The organism is Actinomadura sp. NPDC023710 (assembly GCF_040639875.1).
Lineage (GTDB): Bacteria > Actinomycetota > Actinomycetes > Streptosporangiales > Streptosporangiaceae > Spirillospora > Spirillospora citrea.
Map to the genome: position 1 here is coordinate 107,113 of NZ_JBFAGB010000018.1, position 16,324 is coordinate 123,436.

Consider the following 16,324-nt stretch of genomic DNA (forward strand, 5'->3'; position numbering starts at 1 on the left):
GCCGGTCGTCCACGCTCTCGTCGGTCACGCTCTCGTCGGTCACGACGGCTTCTCCCATCCGAGGATCCGCAGGGCCGTGGCGGCCGCCGACGCCGCCCGGGCCTCGTCGACGTCGTCCTCCGGGGGCCGTGCCCGCCCTGCGGGGGCGCGGCCGCGGCGGCGGAGCCGCTCGCCGATGGCGCGGCGCTCGGCGGCGGGGTAGGCGCCGAACGTGCGGCGCAGGAGGGGCAGGACGTCGGTGAACGCGTCGGCGGGCAGGCCGGCGATCCACTCGTCGACGAGCCGCAGGAGCGCCTCGTCGTGCATGAGCAGGAGGCCGCCGCCCGCGAGGAACCCCTCGACCCAGGCGGCGGCGCGGTCGGGCGCCGCGCCGACGGACACGGCGCGCGCCATCCGGTCGGGGACGTCGTGCAGCCGCCCGGCGTCGAGCAGCAGGCGCGTGAGGCGGCCCTCGATGAGGCCGTGCAGGGTGTCGGGACGGCCGAGCAGGCCCTCCATGGTGCGGCGCCAGCGCTCGATGTGCGCCTCGTCGGCGAGCAGGGCCAGGGCGCCGTGGACGGCGTCGACGTGCCCGAGGAACTCGCGGGCGGCGTCGTCGTCCAGCCCGGTGATCGCGGGCGGGAGCCCGACGCAGACGCGGACGACGAGGCCGTCGACCACCGTGTGGAGCGGGCCGGTGGAGGTGCCGCGGACGTCGCCGTAGCGCAGCGCGCGGACCAGCGCGGGCATCGCCGCCATCAGGTGCGCGACGTCGGTGTCGACCGCGGCGCGGTCGGCGAGGGCGCGCATGACCGCGGGGAGCGCGTCGCCGAGGTCGGCGAGCAGGCAGCGCTCGGCCACGGAGGTGAGGTCGGCGAGGGCGGTGGCGCTCTCGGCCGCCTCCCGCGCGCGGGCGGTGCTCGCACCGCGCACGGTGGTGCCCCACGCGCTCGCCTCGATCAGCTCCACGTCGAACTCGGGCCGCCAGGCCAGCGTCCACGTCTCGCGGAACGTGCCCTTGGAGCGGCTCTCCGACGGGACGCCCCAGTTCACGTCCAGCATGCGGAGCCGGTGCAGCAGGCGGCTGCGCTCCAGGTCGGTGGGCTTGCGCAGGTCGAGGTCCTGCTCCTTGTCGAGCGCGGTCGGCTTCAGCCTGAGCCGCCGCTGCTCGGCCTGCAGGTCGCGCTGCAGCGGCACCATCGGCGTCCGCTCCGGGACCGCGCCGAGCCGCTCGCCGACCACCATCCGGTCCTGGATGAGCCGGACGGGCAGGTCGGCGCCCTCGCACAGGACGGCCCGGGTCGCCTCGGTGACCTCGTCCAGCCCGGCGAGGGGGCGCCCGCGCAGCGCGGCCAGGGCCTCGGCGAGCCGGACGGCCTCGATCACGTGCGCGGAGGAGACGTGCAGGTCCTCCTCGCGCAGGACGCGGGCGGCGGCGGTCAGCCAGCGCTCGATCGGGCGGTCGCGGGCCGCGAACAGGTGGTGGTACCAGCCGGGGGAGCGCACGCCGGCGCCGTAGCCGGACCATCCGGCGAGGCGCCCGTGCGTCCACGGCACCCACGTCATGGCGACCTTGGTCTTCGGCAGGCCGCGCAGCGTGCCGTCGTCGCGGCTCGCGGGGACCTTGGCGCGCAGGGCCGGGACGTGCCACGCCCCGCAGACCACGGCGACCCGCTCGTGGCCCTCCTTGAGGGCGCGGCGCACCGTCCGGCGCATGTGGGCCTCGCGCCGCTCCTCCCCCGGCGCCGGTTCGAGCTCGCCGCGCAGCTCCGCCATGGCCTCGGCGATGGCGGGGAACGGGGACGGGCCGCCGTGGCGGTGCTCGACCACGTCGTCCCACCACCGCTCGGCGTCGTCGTACCCGGCGGCCTTCGCCAGCCAGCCGAGCGGGTCGAGCCTGATGCCCTCCTCGGGCGGCTCCTCCTGCGCCGGGACGAGCTGGTTCGCGGCGGGCAGGTCGCAGAACCGGACGGGCACGCCCTCCGACAGCGCGTACCTGATCGCCTGCCATTCCGGGCTGAACTCGGCGAAGGGCCAGAACGCGGCCCTGCGGTCGCCGTCGGCGGGTGCGGGGGAGTAGGCGAGCAGCGCGACCGGCGGCACCATCCCCGGCTCGCCCGCCAGCTCCACGATCGCATCGGCCTCGGGCGGCCCCTCGACCAGCACCGCGTCCGGCTTGAAGTCCTCCAGCGCACCCCGCAGCGCGCGGGCCGAGCCCGGCCCGTGGTGCCGGATGCCGAAGACTTCGACCTGGCTCAAGAGACCTCCCGGCAGGCGCGGTAGAAGTCCCGCCACTCGGGCCGGTCCCGGACGACCGCCTCCAGGTACTCCTGCCACACGACGCGGTCGGACACCGGGTCCTGGACGACGGCGCCGACGATCCCGCCCGCCACGTCGGCGGCGCGCAGCACGCCGTCGCCGAAGTGCGCGGCCAGGGCCAGCCCGCTGGTGATCACCGAGATGGCCTCGGCGGTGCTGAGGGTCCCGCTGGGCGACTTCAGCTTGGTGCGCCCGTCGGCCGTGGCCCCGGACCGCAGCTCCCGGAACACCGTGACGACCCGCCGGATCTCCTCCAAGCCCGCCGGGCTCTCGGGCAGCTCCAGCCCGGCGCCGATCTGGTCGACGCGCCGCGCGACGATCGCGACCTCGTCCTCGACGGACTCCGGCAGCGGGAGGACGACCGTGTTGAACCGGCGGCGCAGCGCGCTGGACAGCTCGTTGACGCCCCGGTCGCGGTCGTTGGCGGTCGCGATCACCGTGAAGCCCCTGCGCGCCTGCACCTCGGTGTTCAGCTCGGGGACGGGCAGGGTCTTCTCCGACAGGACGGTGATGAGGGTGTCCTGGACGTCGGAGGGCATCCGGGTCAGCTCCTCGATGCGGGCGACGGCGCCGCGCCGCATCGCGCGCATCAGCGGGCTCTCCACCAGCGCCCGCTCCGAGGGTCCCTCGGCGAGCAGCCGCGCGTAGTTCCAGCCGTAGCGGATCGCCTCCTCCGCCGTGCCCGCCGTCCCCTGCACGAGCAGCGTGGAGTCACCGCTGACCGCGGCGGCGAGGTGCTCGGACACCCAGGTCTTCGCCGTGCCGGGGACGCCGAGGAGCAGCAGCGCCCGGTCGGTCGCGAGCGTCGCCACCGCGACCTCCATCAGCCGGCGCGGCCCCACGTACTTCGGGCTGATCGCCGAGCCGTCCGGCAGCTCCCCGCCGAGGAGGTACGTGGTGACCGCCCAGGGCGACAGCCGCCAGCCGGGCGGCCGGGGCCGGTCGTCGTGCTCGGCCAGCCGCGCCAGCTCGCCGGCGTGCTCCTGCTCGGCGTGCGGCCGCAGCACGGCGCCCGCGGTCGGTGCGGGGGAGCCGTCGTCGAGGCCCCCCGGGCCCGCCTCTTCGGTCACTGGTCAAGCTCCTTCAGCATCTCGTCGCGGAAACGCAGGGTCGCGATCAGGTCGGTGACGGCCCGCGGTGCGGCCGGTCCGAGGGCCGCCAGGCGGGTCGCGGCGGCCGGGTCGAGCCGCTGGTCGGCGAGCCGGGACAGCTGCGTGATCAGGTGCTCGTCGCGGCGGGTGGGGAGCTCGGCGGAGGCGTTCAGCGTCCCGACCACCGCAGCCGCGAGCGGCCCGGCCCACGGACCGGGCACCCGTTCCAGGACCCGCAGCAGACCGGGACGCCCCTCCACCCAGCGGATCAGGTCGGCCGCCGCCGGGTCGCGCTCCGGGCCGGGCAGGACCGACAGCAGGTCGGCGAGGGCCTCCGGCTCGTCCACCATGACGCCGCCCCGGAGCAGCGCCCGCGCCCATCCGGTGTCGCGCTGGCCGAGGGCGGCGCGGGCCCAGCCGATGTGGACGTCGCGCCCGTCGGAGTCGGAGACGGGCAGGCACACGATCTCCATGGGCGGCAGCCCGAACAGCTCCGTCCAGGTGGACAGCGGGGTGCGGGCCAGGATCTCGCGCAGCCACGCGGCCCGCGTCCCCACCGGCGAGCCCCCGCCGCGCGGCGCGAACGACCCGGTCGGATGGAACGGGACGCCGTCGCGGGCCAGGTCCTCGTCGTGGGCGGCGGGCGGCTCCACCCGGATCCACGTCTGCTCGCGGCCCCGGACCGTGCGCTCCTCGGCGGTCAGGCAGGCACGGGCGCGCGCCGCCATGCGCTCCCCGTACGCGGAGCCCGGCAGGCGGGCCAGCAGGTCGGACGCCAGTTGCCGCACGTCCTTCCCGCGGTCGCCCAAGGCCGCCTCAAGGAACCCCTCGTCGTCGAGGGAAAGCCCATGCGCGAAGGTGGCGATGAACGCCGCGCGATCGGGCGCCGGTTCCTTGGCCCAGGTCCCCTGGAGGAGCTCCCGCGCGCGCTCTGGCTCGGTCTCGCGAAGCATGGTCAGGTAGGCCACCCGCCGGTTGCGCGACCCGGTCTCCCACACTTCGGGGCCGCCGCCGGGGTCGTCACCGGAACCCACCAGATAGGCCCAGTCCGTGTTCTGCAGGGCCAGCCACACGCCGCGCCGCCCGCACGCCCGCGCGATCGACGGCCGCAGCATCCGGTCGCTGCGCCCCCGCTCCAGCAGGTCGGGAAGCGACTGGGCGGGCACCCGCAGGCCCCGGGCGGCCGCCGCGTCCAGCCATTCGGGCAGCACCCGGATCTGCTCACCGCCGAGGATCCGCCGCAGCCGGGCCGCCGCCGCCCTCGGAACCGCCGGGACGTCCTCCACCGGGGCCAGCGCCACCGGCTCGGGGGCCGAGCCCGACGGGACCTGCCCCGCCCGCCGCCGCACGGCCAGCAGCGCCGCCTGGTCGAGCAGCCGCCCCGCCTTGTCGCCGTCCTGGCCGCCGTCGTCGCCGGGCGCCTCGGCCAGGGCGGGCGGGTCGCGGCGCTCGGTGCCCAGCAGCGCGGCGGTGACGTGCTCGTCCCACGCCGTCACAGGATCACCGTCCCCTCGTCCTCGTGCCACGCGGTCAGCGGGCGCAGGCCGCGCGGGCGCCACTCCCCGGCCAGGGTGACCGCCCCGCCGCCCGACAGCGCGAGCAACCGCCACGGATCGCCCATCCGCAGCGGCAGCGCGTCCCCGGCGCCGTCGACGACGTGCAGGTCTCCGCCTCCGGTGCGCGCCAGGCGGACGTCCTCCAGCGTCGCGGGCCAGCGGTCAAGCCACGGGTCGAGCGCGAGCGCCGCCGCGTGCTCGTCCAGGAAGCCTCGGACCGACGTCCCCGCGGGCGTGCCCCGCATGGGCGCCCCGTACCGCTCGGCGACCAGAGCCCGCAGCGGCTGCGCACCCGGGTAGAAGGCCAGCTCCGCATCGACCTGCGTACCCGCGACGAGCGAGCCGTCCAGGGATGTGCCCGGTGCGGCGAAGGACAACACGAGCGCGGGGCGCCCGGTCCGGCTCCCGCGGAGCCACACCCGCCGCGTGGTGAGCAGGTCCTGCGCGGTGTCGCGCGACCCGGTCACCGACCACAGGTCCCGGACGCGCTCGCCGCCGGACAGCACCTCTTCCTGCGGGACGGTGAACCCGACCCGCGAGCGGACGGTCTCGCGCAGCCCCTCGGGCAGCTCCTCCTGCCGCCGGTAGGCCCGGACGAGCAGCCGCAGCAGCGCGTACTCCTCCAGCAGGCGCCCCGGCCAGCCGGGCCGGCGTGGGATCGCGGCCAGGCCCCTGACCGGCCCCGCGAGGGCCCCCGCCTGCGCGTCGACGAGCCGCCGCGCCGCGTCGTCCCACAGCCGGTAGGGGGCCTTCTCCGCCTGCGCGAGCCCGTGCGCGACCTGGTCGCGGAGCCACTGGTCCAGCTCGGCGAGCCCGTCGTCGACCCGCCTGGCCCGCCGCTCCGCCGTCTTCGGATCGCGGACCCTGGCCGCCGACGCGGCCCGCCGCTCGGCCGCCCGGCCGGCCCGCTCCCGGCGGTCCTCGACCCACTCCGCAACCCACCCGGGACGACCCTCCGCACCCCCCGGTGCGCCTTCGGCTTTTATGAGGCCGTCCGCCCACATGAACAACAGAGCCAAGGCGTGCTTGCACGGGAACTTGCGGCTCGGGCACGTGCACCGGAACGCCGGGCCGGTCAGGTCGGCGCACGTCCGGTAGGAGGACCTGCCGCTGCCCTGGCACTCGCCCCACACGGCCTCGTCGTCGCACCCCGTGCCCGCCCACTTGGCGGGCTTGGCGACGCCGCCCGCCGCCTTGGCGGACGACGCGTCGGATGCGAGCCCGAGCACCTGCTCACGAGACCACCGATCCCTCACACCACCGAAACTATCGGCGCCCTCGGACAATCGGGGGCCTGGCGCCCCGGTCCGGCGTCAGCCCACTCCGCCGAAGCCCGGCGGGGTGGGGAGGTCGGGCAGCGAGACGTCCGGGACGAGAAGCGCGCCGCCCGCCAGCAGGGCCACCAGGGCGGTGGCGGCGAACAGGCCCACCCAGGCGAGCCCGGGGACGCCGGTCAGGTGGTGGAGCTGGTCGGCGTCGGAGCTCGGCGCCATGTGCCGGGCCCGCATCCGCTGCAGTTCGATCACCGGGCGGGTGCCTGCCAGCAGCAGGAACCAGGCGGCCAGATAGGCGAACCCGGCCTGCACCGTGGCGCTCCCCAGCCACGACACCGCGAAGACCATCGCGCCCGTGACGATCACCGACAGCGCGCCGTAGGCGTTGCGGATCATGATGAGCATCCCGGCGAGCAGGGCCAGCGAGAACCACAGCATCAGCGTGATGCGGCCGTCCTCCAGCAGCAGCGCGAACAGCAGCCCGAGCAGCGGCGGCGTCACGTACCCCGCCATCGCCGTGAAGATCATGCCGAGGCCGTGCGGCTTCCCGCGGGACACGGTCACGCCCGAGGTGTCGGAGTGCAGCTTGATGCCGTCCAGCTTGCGGCCGAAGAGCAGCGCGACCAGCGCGTGCCCGCCCTCGTGCGCGATCGTGACGGTGTTGCGCGCCATCCGCCAGGTCGGGCCGTGCACCACCGAGGCGAGCGCCACGAGGCCGACAAGGGCCACCAGCCACCACGGCGGATCCGGCTGCGTTCCCGTCACCCGGTGCCACAGGTCGGCGATGCTCACGTTTTCCACGTCCACCTCGGAGTCGTCGTCGCGATGCCCAACATTAGGACGTCCCGGATAACGTTCGCGTTCGGTTCTCCGACCGACGGACGGGGCATTCCGCCTCCTGCCGCCCATGTGTGATCAATGTCATAGCCGATCACCCGTAACCCGCCGGACCGGCATCGATCCACCAGGCCGATCTCCGCAATCCCGTTCCGGAGCGCCCCGTATTGCCGTTAAGGTGCCTTCGCGCCCCGGGCCAGCGGCTCCCGCTCCCGGCGCGCCGAGAGGGTGAGCGGGGATTGAACGGGGACCGATCCTCCGCGCGGACCACCGGCCCGCGCGGTCTTTTCCGATTCTTCCGGCGTGACAGGCTGACGGGCCAGATCGCCGCCGGGCTGGTCGGCGTGCTCGCCGTGGGCGCGGTCGTCTACGGCGTGGGCACCGCCAGCGCGCGGTACAGGCTCTCGGACGTGGGGGCCTGGCTGAGCGCGAGCGGCAAGGGCCTGGTCGTCCACGCCAACGGGCTGGCCGGCAAGGTCGACGGCAAGGCCCCGGTGGTGCCGCAGATGCGCGGACACCACATCAAGGTCGTCCAGGACGGCACGACGGTGCTGCTGGTCGACGAGGACACCGGCGTCGTCAGCCGGATCGACCCCTCCCAACTCAAGATCACCAAGAGCCGGCAGGTCGGCGGGCCGGGCATGCAGGTGCTCTCCGGTGCCGGCGCCGCCTACACGGTCGACCTCGTCAAGGGCACCGTGCAGCAGATCGACCCGGTGTCCCTGGCACCGGTCGGCAGCCCCGCGACGCTCACCGCGCCGCTCGGGCAGGCGGGCATCGACGCCGACGGCGCCCTGTGGGTGCCCGTCCCGCAGACGGGCCACGTCATCCCGTTCAGGTCCGGCCGCCAGGGCGAGCCCGTGGCGGCCGGGAAGGCCGGCGACCGCCTCGCGCTGACGATGGCCGCCGGGAGGCCCGTGATCATCGACAGCACCTCCGCTGCGGCGGTGATCGTCCGCCCCGAGGGCACGCAGCGGATCAACCTTCCCGCGCCCGTCGCGCGGGCCGCGAACGGCGTCAAGGTCCCCGCGGTCGCCGACGGGCAGATCGTCCCGATGCTCGGCGCGGGCGGCTCCCTCTACCTGCTGGACACCGGCGTCGGACGGGTCGACTCGGTGGCCCTGCGCGTGCCGGACCACGCCTTCGAGCCGCCGAACGTCCTCGGGCAGCGCGTCTACCTGCCCGACCGGACGTCCGGCCGGCTGCTGGTCTTCAACACCGAGCGCAACGCCTGGGAGCGGCCCATCGCCGCCACCCGCCCCGGCGGCGCGATCGAGATGCTCGTCCGCGACCACATGCTGTGGGTGAACGATCCCGACGGCCCCACCGCCCTCGCCTTCGGCCCGGACGGCGGCGTCAAGCGCATCAAGAAGTACGAGGACAAGGTCCCCGGCGGCGCGCGGCGCCCCCTGCCCGTCCAAACCAACCCGGGGGGCCAGGGCAACCGCAACGGCGGCGGCGGGGGCACCGGCGGCTCCACCACCGTCACGCCGCCGGCCAGGCCCGCCAAGCCGCCGGTGAAGAGGGACCCCACCGCGCCCGACCCGCCGACGCCCGCCGCGTCCGGCGACAACGGCTCGATCAAGGTGCGGTTCACGGCGGCCGCGCAGCCGCAGGGCGTCTACCCGGTGGCCCGGTTCGTCCTGCTCGGCCGGGACGGCAAGCCCGTCGCCGGCGCGAGCCCCGCCCGGTTCCCGGGCGGCAGCCAGGGCGGGACGTTCTCCGTCGGCGGCCTGACCTGCGACACGACCACCCACATCTACAAGGTGGCCGCCGAGTACAAGAGGAAGAACGGAAAGCCCGCCTACAGCGAGTCCGGCGAGGTCGGCGCCACCGCCTGCACCGCCCCCGGCCCGCCGACCAGCCTCACCGCCACCGCCGTCAACCACGGCGCGGATCTCCGATGGGCCCCCTCGTCCGGCTTCGACGTCACCTATGTCGTGACCTCGCCCAGCGGGACGCTCACGACCAAGAGCACCTCGCAGGCGGTTCGCGGACTGGCCAACGCGACGACTCACCAGGTGACCGTCAGGGCCCGCAATGGCGCCGGTGACTCCACCGAGCTGACGAAGACCGTGGATCTGGCGTATCCGACCCAGCAGATCCGCAACCAGAACAACGGCCAGACCAACACGCTGATCCGGTCGGCTCCGAACACCTCCGGTCCCACCACAGGCAAGATCCCCCAGGGGGAGATCATCACGATGACCGTGGTGTGCCAGGTCCAGGGATCGCCGTACCACGACGATGAGAGCAACACGTCCAGCACCGTCTGGAACCAGGTCCGGACGCAGTACGGCAACGGTTACCTCAACGACACGCTGGTGGCCACCTCCAAGAACGGCTATCCGTCGGACGGGCTCTTCGAATGCCAGACGTGAGCGGCCGAGGCCGGCCGAGGGCGAACGAACCATGTCGAGCGCGCGGGGATGCAGATCATGAGTGAGAACGCGGCGGTGGACGCGGACGCGCTGGCCGGGCGGTTCGCGCAGATGTTCGCGGCGCTGGCGGGCAACATCGAGCGGGTCGTGCGCGGCAAGCGGGAGAAGGTCGAGCTGGCGCTGACCTGCCTGCTGGCCGAGGGGCACCTGCTGGTCGAGGACGTCCCGGGCGTCGGCAAGACGACCCTGGCACGGGCGCTGGCGGCGTCCGTCGAGGCGAAGTGGGCCCGCATCCAGTTCACGCCCGACCTGCTGCCCAGCGACATCACCGGCGTGTCGATCTTCAACCAGGGGACGAGCGCGTTCGAGTTCCACCCCGGGCCGATCTTCGCGAACCTGGCCGTCGCGGACGAGATCAACCGCGGCTCGCCCAAGACGCAGTCGGCGCTGCTGGAGGTCATGGAGGAGCGCCGGGTCACCGTGGAGGGCGTCCCGCATCCGGTGCCGCGCCCGTTCATGGTGATCGCCACGCAGAACCCGGTCGACATGGACGGCACCTACCCGCTGCCGGAGGCGCAGCTCGACCGGTTCCTGATGCGGATCTCGATGGGCTACCCCGACCACCAGGCCGAGGTGGCGTTGCTCGCCGGGACCCCGACCGGAGTGACGCTCGACCAGATGCCGCCGGTGATGAGCCGCGAGGACCTCGCCCGCATGATCGACTTCGCGCAGCGGCTGCACGTCGCGCCGCCGCTGTACGACTACCTCGTGCGCGTCGTCGCCGCCACCCGCGAGCACCCGGACCTGCGGCTCGGCGCGAGCCCCCGGGCCAGCATCGCGCTGCTGCGCGCCGCGCGCGTGCGGGCGGCGGCGGACGGCCGTTCCTACATCGTTCCCGAGGACGTGAAGGCGCTCGCGGTCCCGGTCATCGCGCACCGGCTCATCGTCACGCCGGAGGCGGAGCTGCGGGGGCGCTCGGGCGCCGACGTGGTCGCCGAGGCGCTGGGGAACGTGCCGACGCCGCAGGCCGCCGGGGTGTGACGTGCTGACGCCGCTCGGGTGGGGGACGGCGGCCGGTTCGGTGCCGCTGTACGCGGCGGGCTGGTGGCTCGGCTATCCCGAGCCCGCCGTGCTGGCCGTCGCGGGCCTCGTCGCGGTGGGGGCGGCGGCGCTGTGGACGCTGCCGCGCCCGAAGCTGGAGGTCCGCCGGGAGATCGCGCCGGCGCGGGTCGAGCGCGGCGAGCCCGCCGTCGGGGTCCTGCACGTGACGAACAAGGGGCGCGGCGTCCGCGGGCTCAGCGCCGAGGACGCGGCGGGCTCCACTCCGGTCGCGGTCGACATCCCGCGGCTGCGCCCGGGCGGCGGCCGCACCGTGACCTACCGGCTGCCGACGTCCCGGCGCGGCGAGATCCCCGTGGGGCCGCTGCGGCTGGTGCGCGCCGACCCCCTCCGGCTGGCGCGCCGGGTGCGGGAGTACGGGACGCCGCGGGTCCTGCTCGTCCGGCCGAGGACGGTGCCGCTGGCGCTGCTGCCGTCCGGCCGCGCCTACCACCTGGAGGGTCCGACCAGCGACCGGTCCCCGGCGGGGACCGCGACGTTCCACGCGCTGCGCGAGTACGTGATCGGGGACGAGCTGCGCCACATCCACTGGAAGTCGTCGGCCCGCACCGGGACGCTGATGGTCCGCCAGCTCGTGGACGCCAGCCTGCCGACGACGACGGTCGTGCTGGAGGCGCGCCCCGGCTCGTGGCCGGAGCCCGACGACTTCGAGCTGGCCGTGGACGCGGCGGCGTCGGTCGCGGCCGGGGCGGCGTCGGCGAGCTTCCCCGTCCGGATCCTCACCGGCGACGGCCAGGTGGCCGACACGCGGGGCGGGCCGGACGACGTCGAGGTCCTCCTCGACCGGCTCACCTCCGTCCAGACGCGGGAGGGGCCGCGCTCGGTCGTGGACGCGGTGCGCCGCGTGCGCGCGGGCGGGTCCCTCGTCGTCATCACCCCGGACGCCGCCGAGATCGGGCGCATCGCGGCCGTCCGCAGCCGCTTCGACCGCATCGTCGTGCTGCGGGTCCGCCCGGACGGGCCCGCGGCGGCGCCGCCCGGCGTCCAGCTCGTCGACTTCGCCGACCTGGAGGGGCTGGCGGAGGCGTGGCGGCGGCTCGGGAGCACCCGGTGACCCGGTACGCGTCGATCGCCGTGACGGCCTGCCTGGTCGCCGTCGCCGGGCTGGCGTTCCAGCGGGTCTTCGGGCTCGGGCCGGTCGTCCCCGTCGCCGCCGCCGCGGCGGTGGTGCCGACGCTGCTGTGCGGGCTGCTGTCGGGGCCGCGCAAGGACAAGGGCCCATGGCCGCTGTGGATCTCGCTGGTGCTGACCGTCGTCGCCTGGGCGGGGACGGTCTCGGTCACCGTCCTGCGCCCCGCCCTCGGGGACGGGACGCTGCCGCAGACGCTGCGCGAGGGCGTGCTCGGCGCGTGGAAGTCGATCCTGACCACGCTGCTGCCCGCCCCCGCGAAGCCGGAGTACCTCGTCCTGGTCCACGTGGTGGTGTGGCTGGCGGCGTTCGCGGCGGCGGAGCTGGCGCTGCGCACCTCGCTGCGCGCCCTGCCGTGCGTGCCGGCGCTCGGCGTGTGGGCGGTCGCGCTGCTGCTCGGGGTGGACGGCCCCGGATCCAACCTGCCGCTCGCCGCCGCGACCGTCGTGCTCACCGCCGTGCTGGTCCTCGTCCGCGCGGACGGGCCGGGCTCGGGCGTCGCGTGGCGGCCCCTCCTGATCGGCGTCCCCGCCGCGGCCGTCCTCGGGGCGCTGGCGTTCGCCGCCGGCCCCGTCGTCCCCGTCAGCGCGGACCCCTACGACCCGCGCGAGCAGGTGCAGGCGCCGCCGCCGCAGCAGCGCGACGGCGTCAGCCCGCTGGACCGCGTCGGCGGCTGGCTGCTCAGCCCCGACCAGGTGATGTTCACGGTCCAGTCGAAGCGGAACGAGATCGAGCGGCTCGCCGTCCTGGACCGGTTCGACGGCGTGACCTGGTCGTCCACGGCCCGCTTCGTCCCGACCGGGAGCCGCGTGCCGCAGGGGCCGGACCCGGGCCGCGAGCACGAGGTCGCGCAGCGCATCACCATCCACGACCTGCCGGGCGTGTGGGTGCCCGCCGCCGACCGCCCGCGGGAGGTCACCGGGCTCCCCGTCGTCGTCGACCCCGGCAGCGGCGCGCTGGCCGCCGCGCAGCCGCTGCGCCCCGGCCAGACCTACCGCGTCGGCTCCGTCGTCCCGGAATGGACGGCCGACGACCTCGCCGGGGCGGCCGTCGCCGGCGACGCCGAGGCCCGGGCCGCGCGGGAGCTGCCGTGGGGGCCCGGCGCGAAGGAGCCGCCCGTCCAGATCGCCGAGTTCCGCAGGTTCGCCCGGGCCGCGACGCAGGGCGCCGTGTCGCCCATCCAGAAGGCCGCGATGCTCGCCGAGTACCTCAAGCGCTACGCCAGGTACGACGTCACCGCCCCGCCGGGGCACGGCTACCGGCAGCTCGACTACTTCCTCGGCGAGGGCAGGCGCGGCACGCCCGAGCACTTCGCGACCGCCTACGCCCTGCTCGCCCGGACGATCGGCCTGCCGTCCCGCGTCATCGTGGGCTTCGACGGCGGCGACCGCGCGGGCGACACCGTCCAGGTCCGGTCCGGGGACGTGATGGTGTGGCCGGAGATCAAGTTCGACCGGCTCGGCTGGATCCGGTTCAACCCGCTCCCCGACAGCGCGCGGCGGTCCAAGAAGAACGACTCCGTCGCGGCGGGGGAGACCGAGCAGAAGCTGGAGCAGGCCCAGAAGAACGCGGCCTCGCAGCAGCGCGGCCAGGGCCCGGGCGACACGACGCAGAAGGGCTCGCAGAAGCCGGCCGCCGACGACGGCCGGCCCACGCCGTGGTGGGTGTTCGCCTCGATCGCGGTGGGCGCGCTCGTCATCGCCTACCTGGGCGCCGTCCTCCTCGCCCCCGCCCTGCGAAGACGGCGCCGGAGGGCGGGGCCGCCCGCCGCCCGCATCACCGGCGCATGGCACCAGGCGCTCGACCACCTCGCCGACGTCGGCCTGTCCACGGCCCGGACGCTGACCGCGCACGAGGTCGCCCGCTTCGGCGCGTCGGCCGTCGGAGACGACGCCCACGGCCATCTCGGGCCGCTCGCCGACCTCGTCAACCGCAGCCGCTTCGCCGCGTCCCACCCCGACCCCGGAGCCGCCGACCGGGCGTGGGGGCACACCGACGAGCTCGGCCGCCTCGTCACCGCCAGGGCCGGGCGGCTGCGCCGGTTCCGGCGGCGCCTGCACCCGCGGTCGCTGCGGGACCGCCGGGCCGTCAGGACGCGGGGACGCTGACCGCGATCTCGCCGCCGAGCACCGCGCCCGTCTCCAGCTCCAGGTCGTCCCCGCTCCAGAACCGCCCCGGGTCGAACCAGTTCGGGCGGCGCCCCTTCGGCAGCAGCCCCATCGACTGGTACGTCACCGCGACGATCTCCGCGCAGAACGCCGTCTCCAGGTTCGCGTCCCGCTCGGCCGGCCGCCGGATCGGCACCCGCCCGCGCAGCCACCGCGTCGCCAGCTTCGACGTCGAGGGGAACGGCGTGCCGTCCAGCCGCGCCACCGCGCGCAGCGCCGCGTCCTCCATCGCCCCGGTCGGCGGCGGGTCGAGCTGCCGCAGCCAGGCCCGCTGGCCGTAGCGGTTCCCCCAGGCCAGCACCGCGTCCCGCAGGTCGTGCAGCTGCGCGCCGCGGTGGTGCCCGCCGGTCCACATGTCCCGCAGCGAACGGCCGAGCTCGGCGTGCCACATCAGCGGCGGCAGGTCGTCGATCACCACCGCCATGCCGACGTGGTTGACGGGACTGTTGGTCGTCATCTGGATGGCGCGGTCGGCGACCGTCCGGCCGCGGAACAGCCACACGTCCCCGGTGCGGGTCAGCTCGACGGCCTCGGCGAGGGAGATGCTCGTGCCCGGCATAGCCCGCCAACTGTACCGTCGGCAAGGCTCCGGCCGTCAGGCTGGGAGTGAAGCCGACTCGCCCGCTTGCGCGCTGGCGCACTTCGCGGTGCTGTCGGACGGCACGAAGGTGACCGCGCCGAAGTTCCTGCGGCGTGCCGCCCGCAAACTCAAGCGGCTGCAGCAGGATCTGTCCCGCAAGCAGAAAGGCTCGGCCAACCGCGCCAAGGCCGTCAGGAAGGTGGCGCGCGCTCATGCGCGGGTGGCCGACACCCGGCGAGACTGGCAGCACAAGCTGTCCACGGCGATCATCCGCGACAGCCAAGCGGTGTACGTCGAGGACCTGTGCGTGGCCGGGCTTTCCCGGACGCGGCTGGCCAAGAGCCTCCATGACGCCGGGTGGGCCGGTTTCACCGCCATGCTGGAGTACAAGGCCGCCCGGTACGGGCGCACCTTTGGCCGGGTGGACCGGTTCTTCCCCTCCACCCGCAGGTGCTCGGCCTGCGGCCGCATCAACGCCGAGATGGCCCTCAACGTCCGGGCGTGGGACTGCCCCTGCGGAGCGGCCCATGACCGGGACCTCAACGCCGCCCTCAACATCCTGGCCGCCGGGCAGGCGGACAGGCTAAACGACCGTGGAGCGCAGGTAAGACCGGGCCTCGTCCCGGCGCCGCGCAGTGAAGCGGTAACCCACCCGGACGCCGCGCGGTCCACGCGCAGCGTGGAGGGAATCTGCGTCCTTTAGGGCGGAGAGGATGTCAAGGTAGCCGTATGCGCACGAGAACGTCCGACCGCCGGAAACCCGCTGATCTTTTGAAGGCACCGAACCTCTGGAAGGCGCTGGGCGTCGCCGGGTTCCTCGGCGTCGCCGCGACCGGGGCCGTGATCGTGCGCGCCGAGCGCCGCCGCCGCTCCTACACCCCCGACGAGATCCGCGAGCGCCTGCACGAGCGGCTGGACGGGTCGCCGGGGGAGCGTGGATGACGGTGCGCGCCGTCCGGCCGCCCGGCCCGGACGACCTGGACCGCGCCTGGCGGGCCGTGTCCGCCGAGCTCGCCCCCACGCCCCTGGTCCCCTCGGGCCTCGCGCCGGGTGCGCTGCTGAAGCTGGAGACGTTCCAGCCGATCGGCGCGTTCAAGGTGCGGGGCGCGCTCGCGGCCGTCGCCGCGCTCCCCGAGGGGGAGCCGGCGGTGACGGCGAGCGCGGGCAACCACGGCCTCGGCATGGGGTACGCCGCCGCGAAGGCGGGCGCGGACGTCACCGTCGTGGTCTCGACCCGGGCGTCGCAGGTCAAGGTCGACAGGATCCGCGCGTTCCCGGTGCGCCTCGTCCAGCACGGGACGACCTACGACGAGGCCGAGGCGCACGCGATGACGCTCCCGGGCCTCTACGTCTCGCCCTACAACGACCCGGCGGTCATCGCGGGGCAGGGCACCATCGGGCGTGAGCTCGACCGGCAGGCGGACGGTCCCCTCACGGTGGTCGCGCCGGTCGGGGGCGGCGGGCTCGTCGCCGGCCTGTGCCTGTGGGCGCGCGAGCGAGGCGACGTGCGGGTCGTGGGCGTGGAGTCGGCGGTGTCGCGCGGCGTCTCGGCGTCGGTGGCGGCAGGGCGGGTCACCCGGGTCGAGGTCGGCGAGACCTTCGCCGACGGCCTGCCCGGCAACCTCGAACCCGGCTGCGTCACCCCCGAGGTGATCGGGCGCACCGCCGAGCTGACGTCGGTCACCGACGACCAGATCCGGACGGCGCTGCGCCTGCTGTTCCACGAGCACGGCCTCGTCGCCGAGGGCGCGGGCGCCGCGGCGGTCGCCGCCGTCCTGGCCGGGAAGGTCGAGGCCGCCGGGCGCCTGGTGGTGGTCGTGTCCGGGCGCAACATCACCGTCCCGGCGTACACCGCCGCCCTCGGCGGAGGCTGAGCGCCGCCGTTTCCCGG

The 16,324-nt window shown here is 75.4% G+C and carries 13 protein-coding genes; 7 read left to right on the forward strand and 6 right to left on the reverse strand.

Annotated elements, in window-relative coordinates:
• Positions 1–39: 39 nt before the first annotated feature.
• The 5 genes from AB0H37_RS21995 to AB0H37_RS22015 form a co-directional block, all read right to left on the reverse strand.
• A complete protein-coding gene (locus AB0H37_RS21995) occupies positions 40–2,238 on the reverse strand; it encodes a DUF5682 family protein (protein ID WP_360614749.1) in 2,199 nt (732 codons plus the stop codon).
• Positions 2,235–3,305, reverse strand: a complete 1,071-nt coding sequence (locus AB0H37_RS22000; protein WP_179838876.1) for an AAA family ATPase — start codon at positions 3,303–3,305, stop codon at positions 2,235–2,237. Before AB0H37_RS22000 ends, AB0H37_RS21995 begins: the two co-directional genes overlap by 4 nt.
• Before the next feature lie 59 nt (positions 3,306–3,364).
• Positions 3,365–4,885 carry a DUF5691 domain-containing protein gene (locus AB0H37_RS22005; protein WP_360614751.1) on the reverse strand — a complete coding sequence of 507 codons (1,521 nt, stop codon included), beginning with the start codon at positions 4,883–4,885 and terminating at the stop codon, positions 3,365–3,367.
• Positions 4,882–6,174: an SWIM zinc finger family protein gene (locus AB0H37_RS22010; RefSeq protein ID WP_360614752.1), complete on the reverse strand. Its 1,293-nt coding sequence runs from the start codon at positions 6,172–6,174 to the stop codon at positions 4,882–4,884. Before AB0H37_RS22010 ends, AB0H37_RS22005 begins: the two co-directional genes overlap by 4 nt.
• Before the next feature lie 84 nt (positions 6,175–6,258).
• A complete protein-coding gene (locus AB0H37_RS22015; RefSeq protein WP_229810596.1) occupies positions 6,259–7,026 on the reverse strand; it encodes a M50 family metallopeptidase in 768 nt (255 codons plus the stop codon).
• Between the two features lie 269 nt (positions 7,027–7,295).
• Between AB0H37_RS22015 and AB0H37_RS22020 the strand changes: the two genes are divergently transcribed.
• Genes AB0H37_RS22020 through AB0H37_RS22035 form a run of 4 tightly spaced genes read left to right on the forward strand, consistent with a single transcriptional unit; the run spans position 7,296 to position 13,793 of the window.
• A complete protein-coding gene (locus AB0H37_RS22020; RefSeq protein ID WP_360614754.1) occupies positions 7,296–9,437 on the forward strand; it encodes a fibronectin type III domain-containing protein in 2,142 nt (713 codons plus the stop codon).
• Between the two features lie 57 nt (positions 9,438–9,494).
• Positions 9,495–10,478 carry a MoxR family ATPase gene (locus AB0H37_RS22025; RefSeq protein ID WP_179836063.1) on the forward strand — a complete coding sequence of 328 codons (984 nt, stop codon included), beginning with the start codon at positions 9,495–9,497 and terminating at the stop codon, positions 10,476–10,478.
• A gap of 1 nt (position 10,479) precedes the next feature.
• Entirely contained in the window at positions 10,480–11,610 is a 1,131-nt protein-coding gene (locus tag AB0H37_RS22030) for a DUF58 domain-containing protein (RefSeq protein ID WP_360614756.1), read from the forward strand.
• Positions 11,607–13,793 carry a DUF3488 and transglutaminase-like domain-containing protein gene (locus AB0H37_RS22035; RefSeq protein ID WP_360614758.1) on the forward strand — a complete coding sequence of 729 codons (2,187 nt, stop codon included), beginning with the start codon at positions 11,607–11,609 and terminating at the stop codon, positions 13,791–13,793. The genes AB0H37_RS22030 and AB0H37_RS22035 overlap by 4 nt, the downstream gene beginning before the upstream one ends.
• Here the strand turns inward: AB0H37_RS22035 and AB0H37_RS22040 are convergent.
• Complete coding sequence (locus AB0H37_RS22040) at positions 13,774–14,412, reverse strand: hypothetical protein (protein WP_179836060.1); 639 nt, start codon at positions 14,410–14,412, stop codon at positions 13,774–13,776. The genes AB0H37_RS22035 and AB0H37_RS22040 overlap by 20 nt on opposite strands.
• Between AB0H37_RS22040 and AB0H37_RS22045 the strand changes: the two genes are divergently transcribed.
• From AB0H37_RS22045 to AB0H37_RS22055, 3 genes are all read left to right on the forward strand, one after another.
• Positions 14,402–15,136, forward strand: coding sequence for a transposase (locus tag AB0H37_RS22045; RefSeq protein ID WP_360614760.1), 735 nt, complete (start codon positions 14,402–14,404; stop codon positions 15,134–15,136). The genes AB0H37_RS22040 and AB0H37_RS22045 overlap by 11 nt on opposite strands.
• A gap of 68 nt (positions 15,137–15,204) precedes the next feature.
• Positions 15,205–15,375 carry a hypothetical protein gene (locus tag AB0H37_RS22050; RefSeq protein ID WP_360614762.1) on the forward strand — a complete coding sequence of 57 codons (171 nt, stop codon included), beginning with the start codon at positions 15,205–15,207 and terminating at the stop codon, positions 15,373–15,375.
• Positions 15,372–16,307 carry a pyridoxal-phosphate dependent enzyme gene (locus AB0H37_RS22055; RefSeq protein ID WP_360614764.1) on the forward strand — a complete coding sequence of 312 codons (936 nt, stop codon included), beginning with the start codon at positions 15,372–15,374 and terminating at the stop codon, positions 16,305–16,307. Before AB0H37_RS22050 ends, AB0H37_RS22055 begins: the two co-directional genes overlap by 4 nt.
• The last annotated feature ends 17 nt before the right edge of the window (positions 16,308–16,324 follow it).

Excerpts from the sequence above, each read along its gene's own strand:
- AB0H37_RS22025 (WP_179836063.1), top strand. The coding sequence starts at position 9,495 with ATGAGTGAGAACGCGGCGGTGGACGCGGACGCGCTGGCCGGGCGGTTC.
- AB0H37_RS22040 (WP_179836060.1), bottom strand. The coding sequence starts at position 14,412 with ATGCCGGGCACGAGCATCTCCCTCGCCGAGGCCGTCGAGCTGACCCGC.
- AB0H37_RS22055 (WP_360614764.1), top strand. The coding sequence starts at position 15,372 with ATGACGGTGCGCGCCGTCCGGCCGCCCGGCCCGGACGACCTGGACCGC.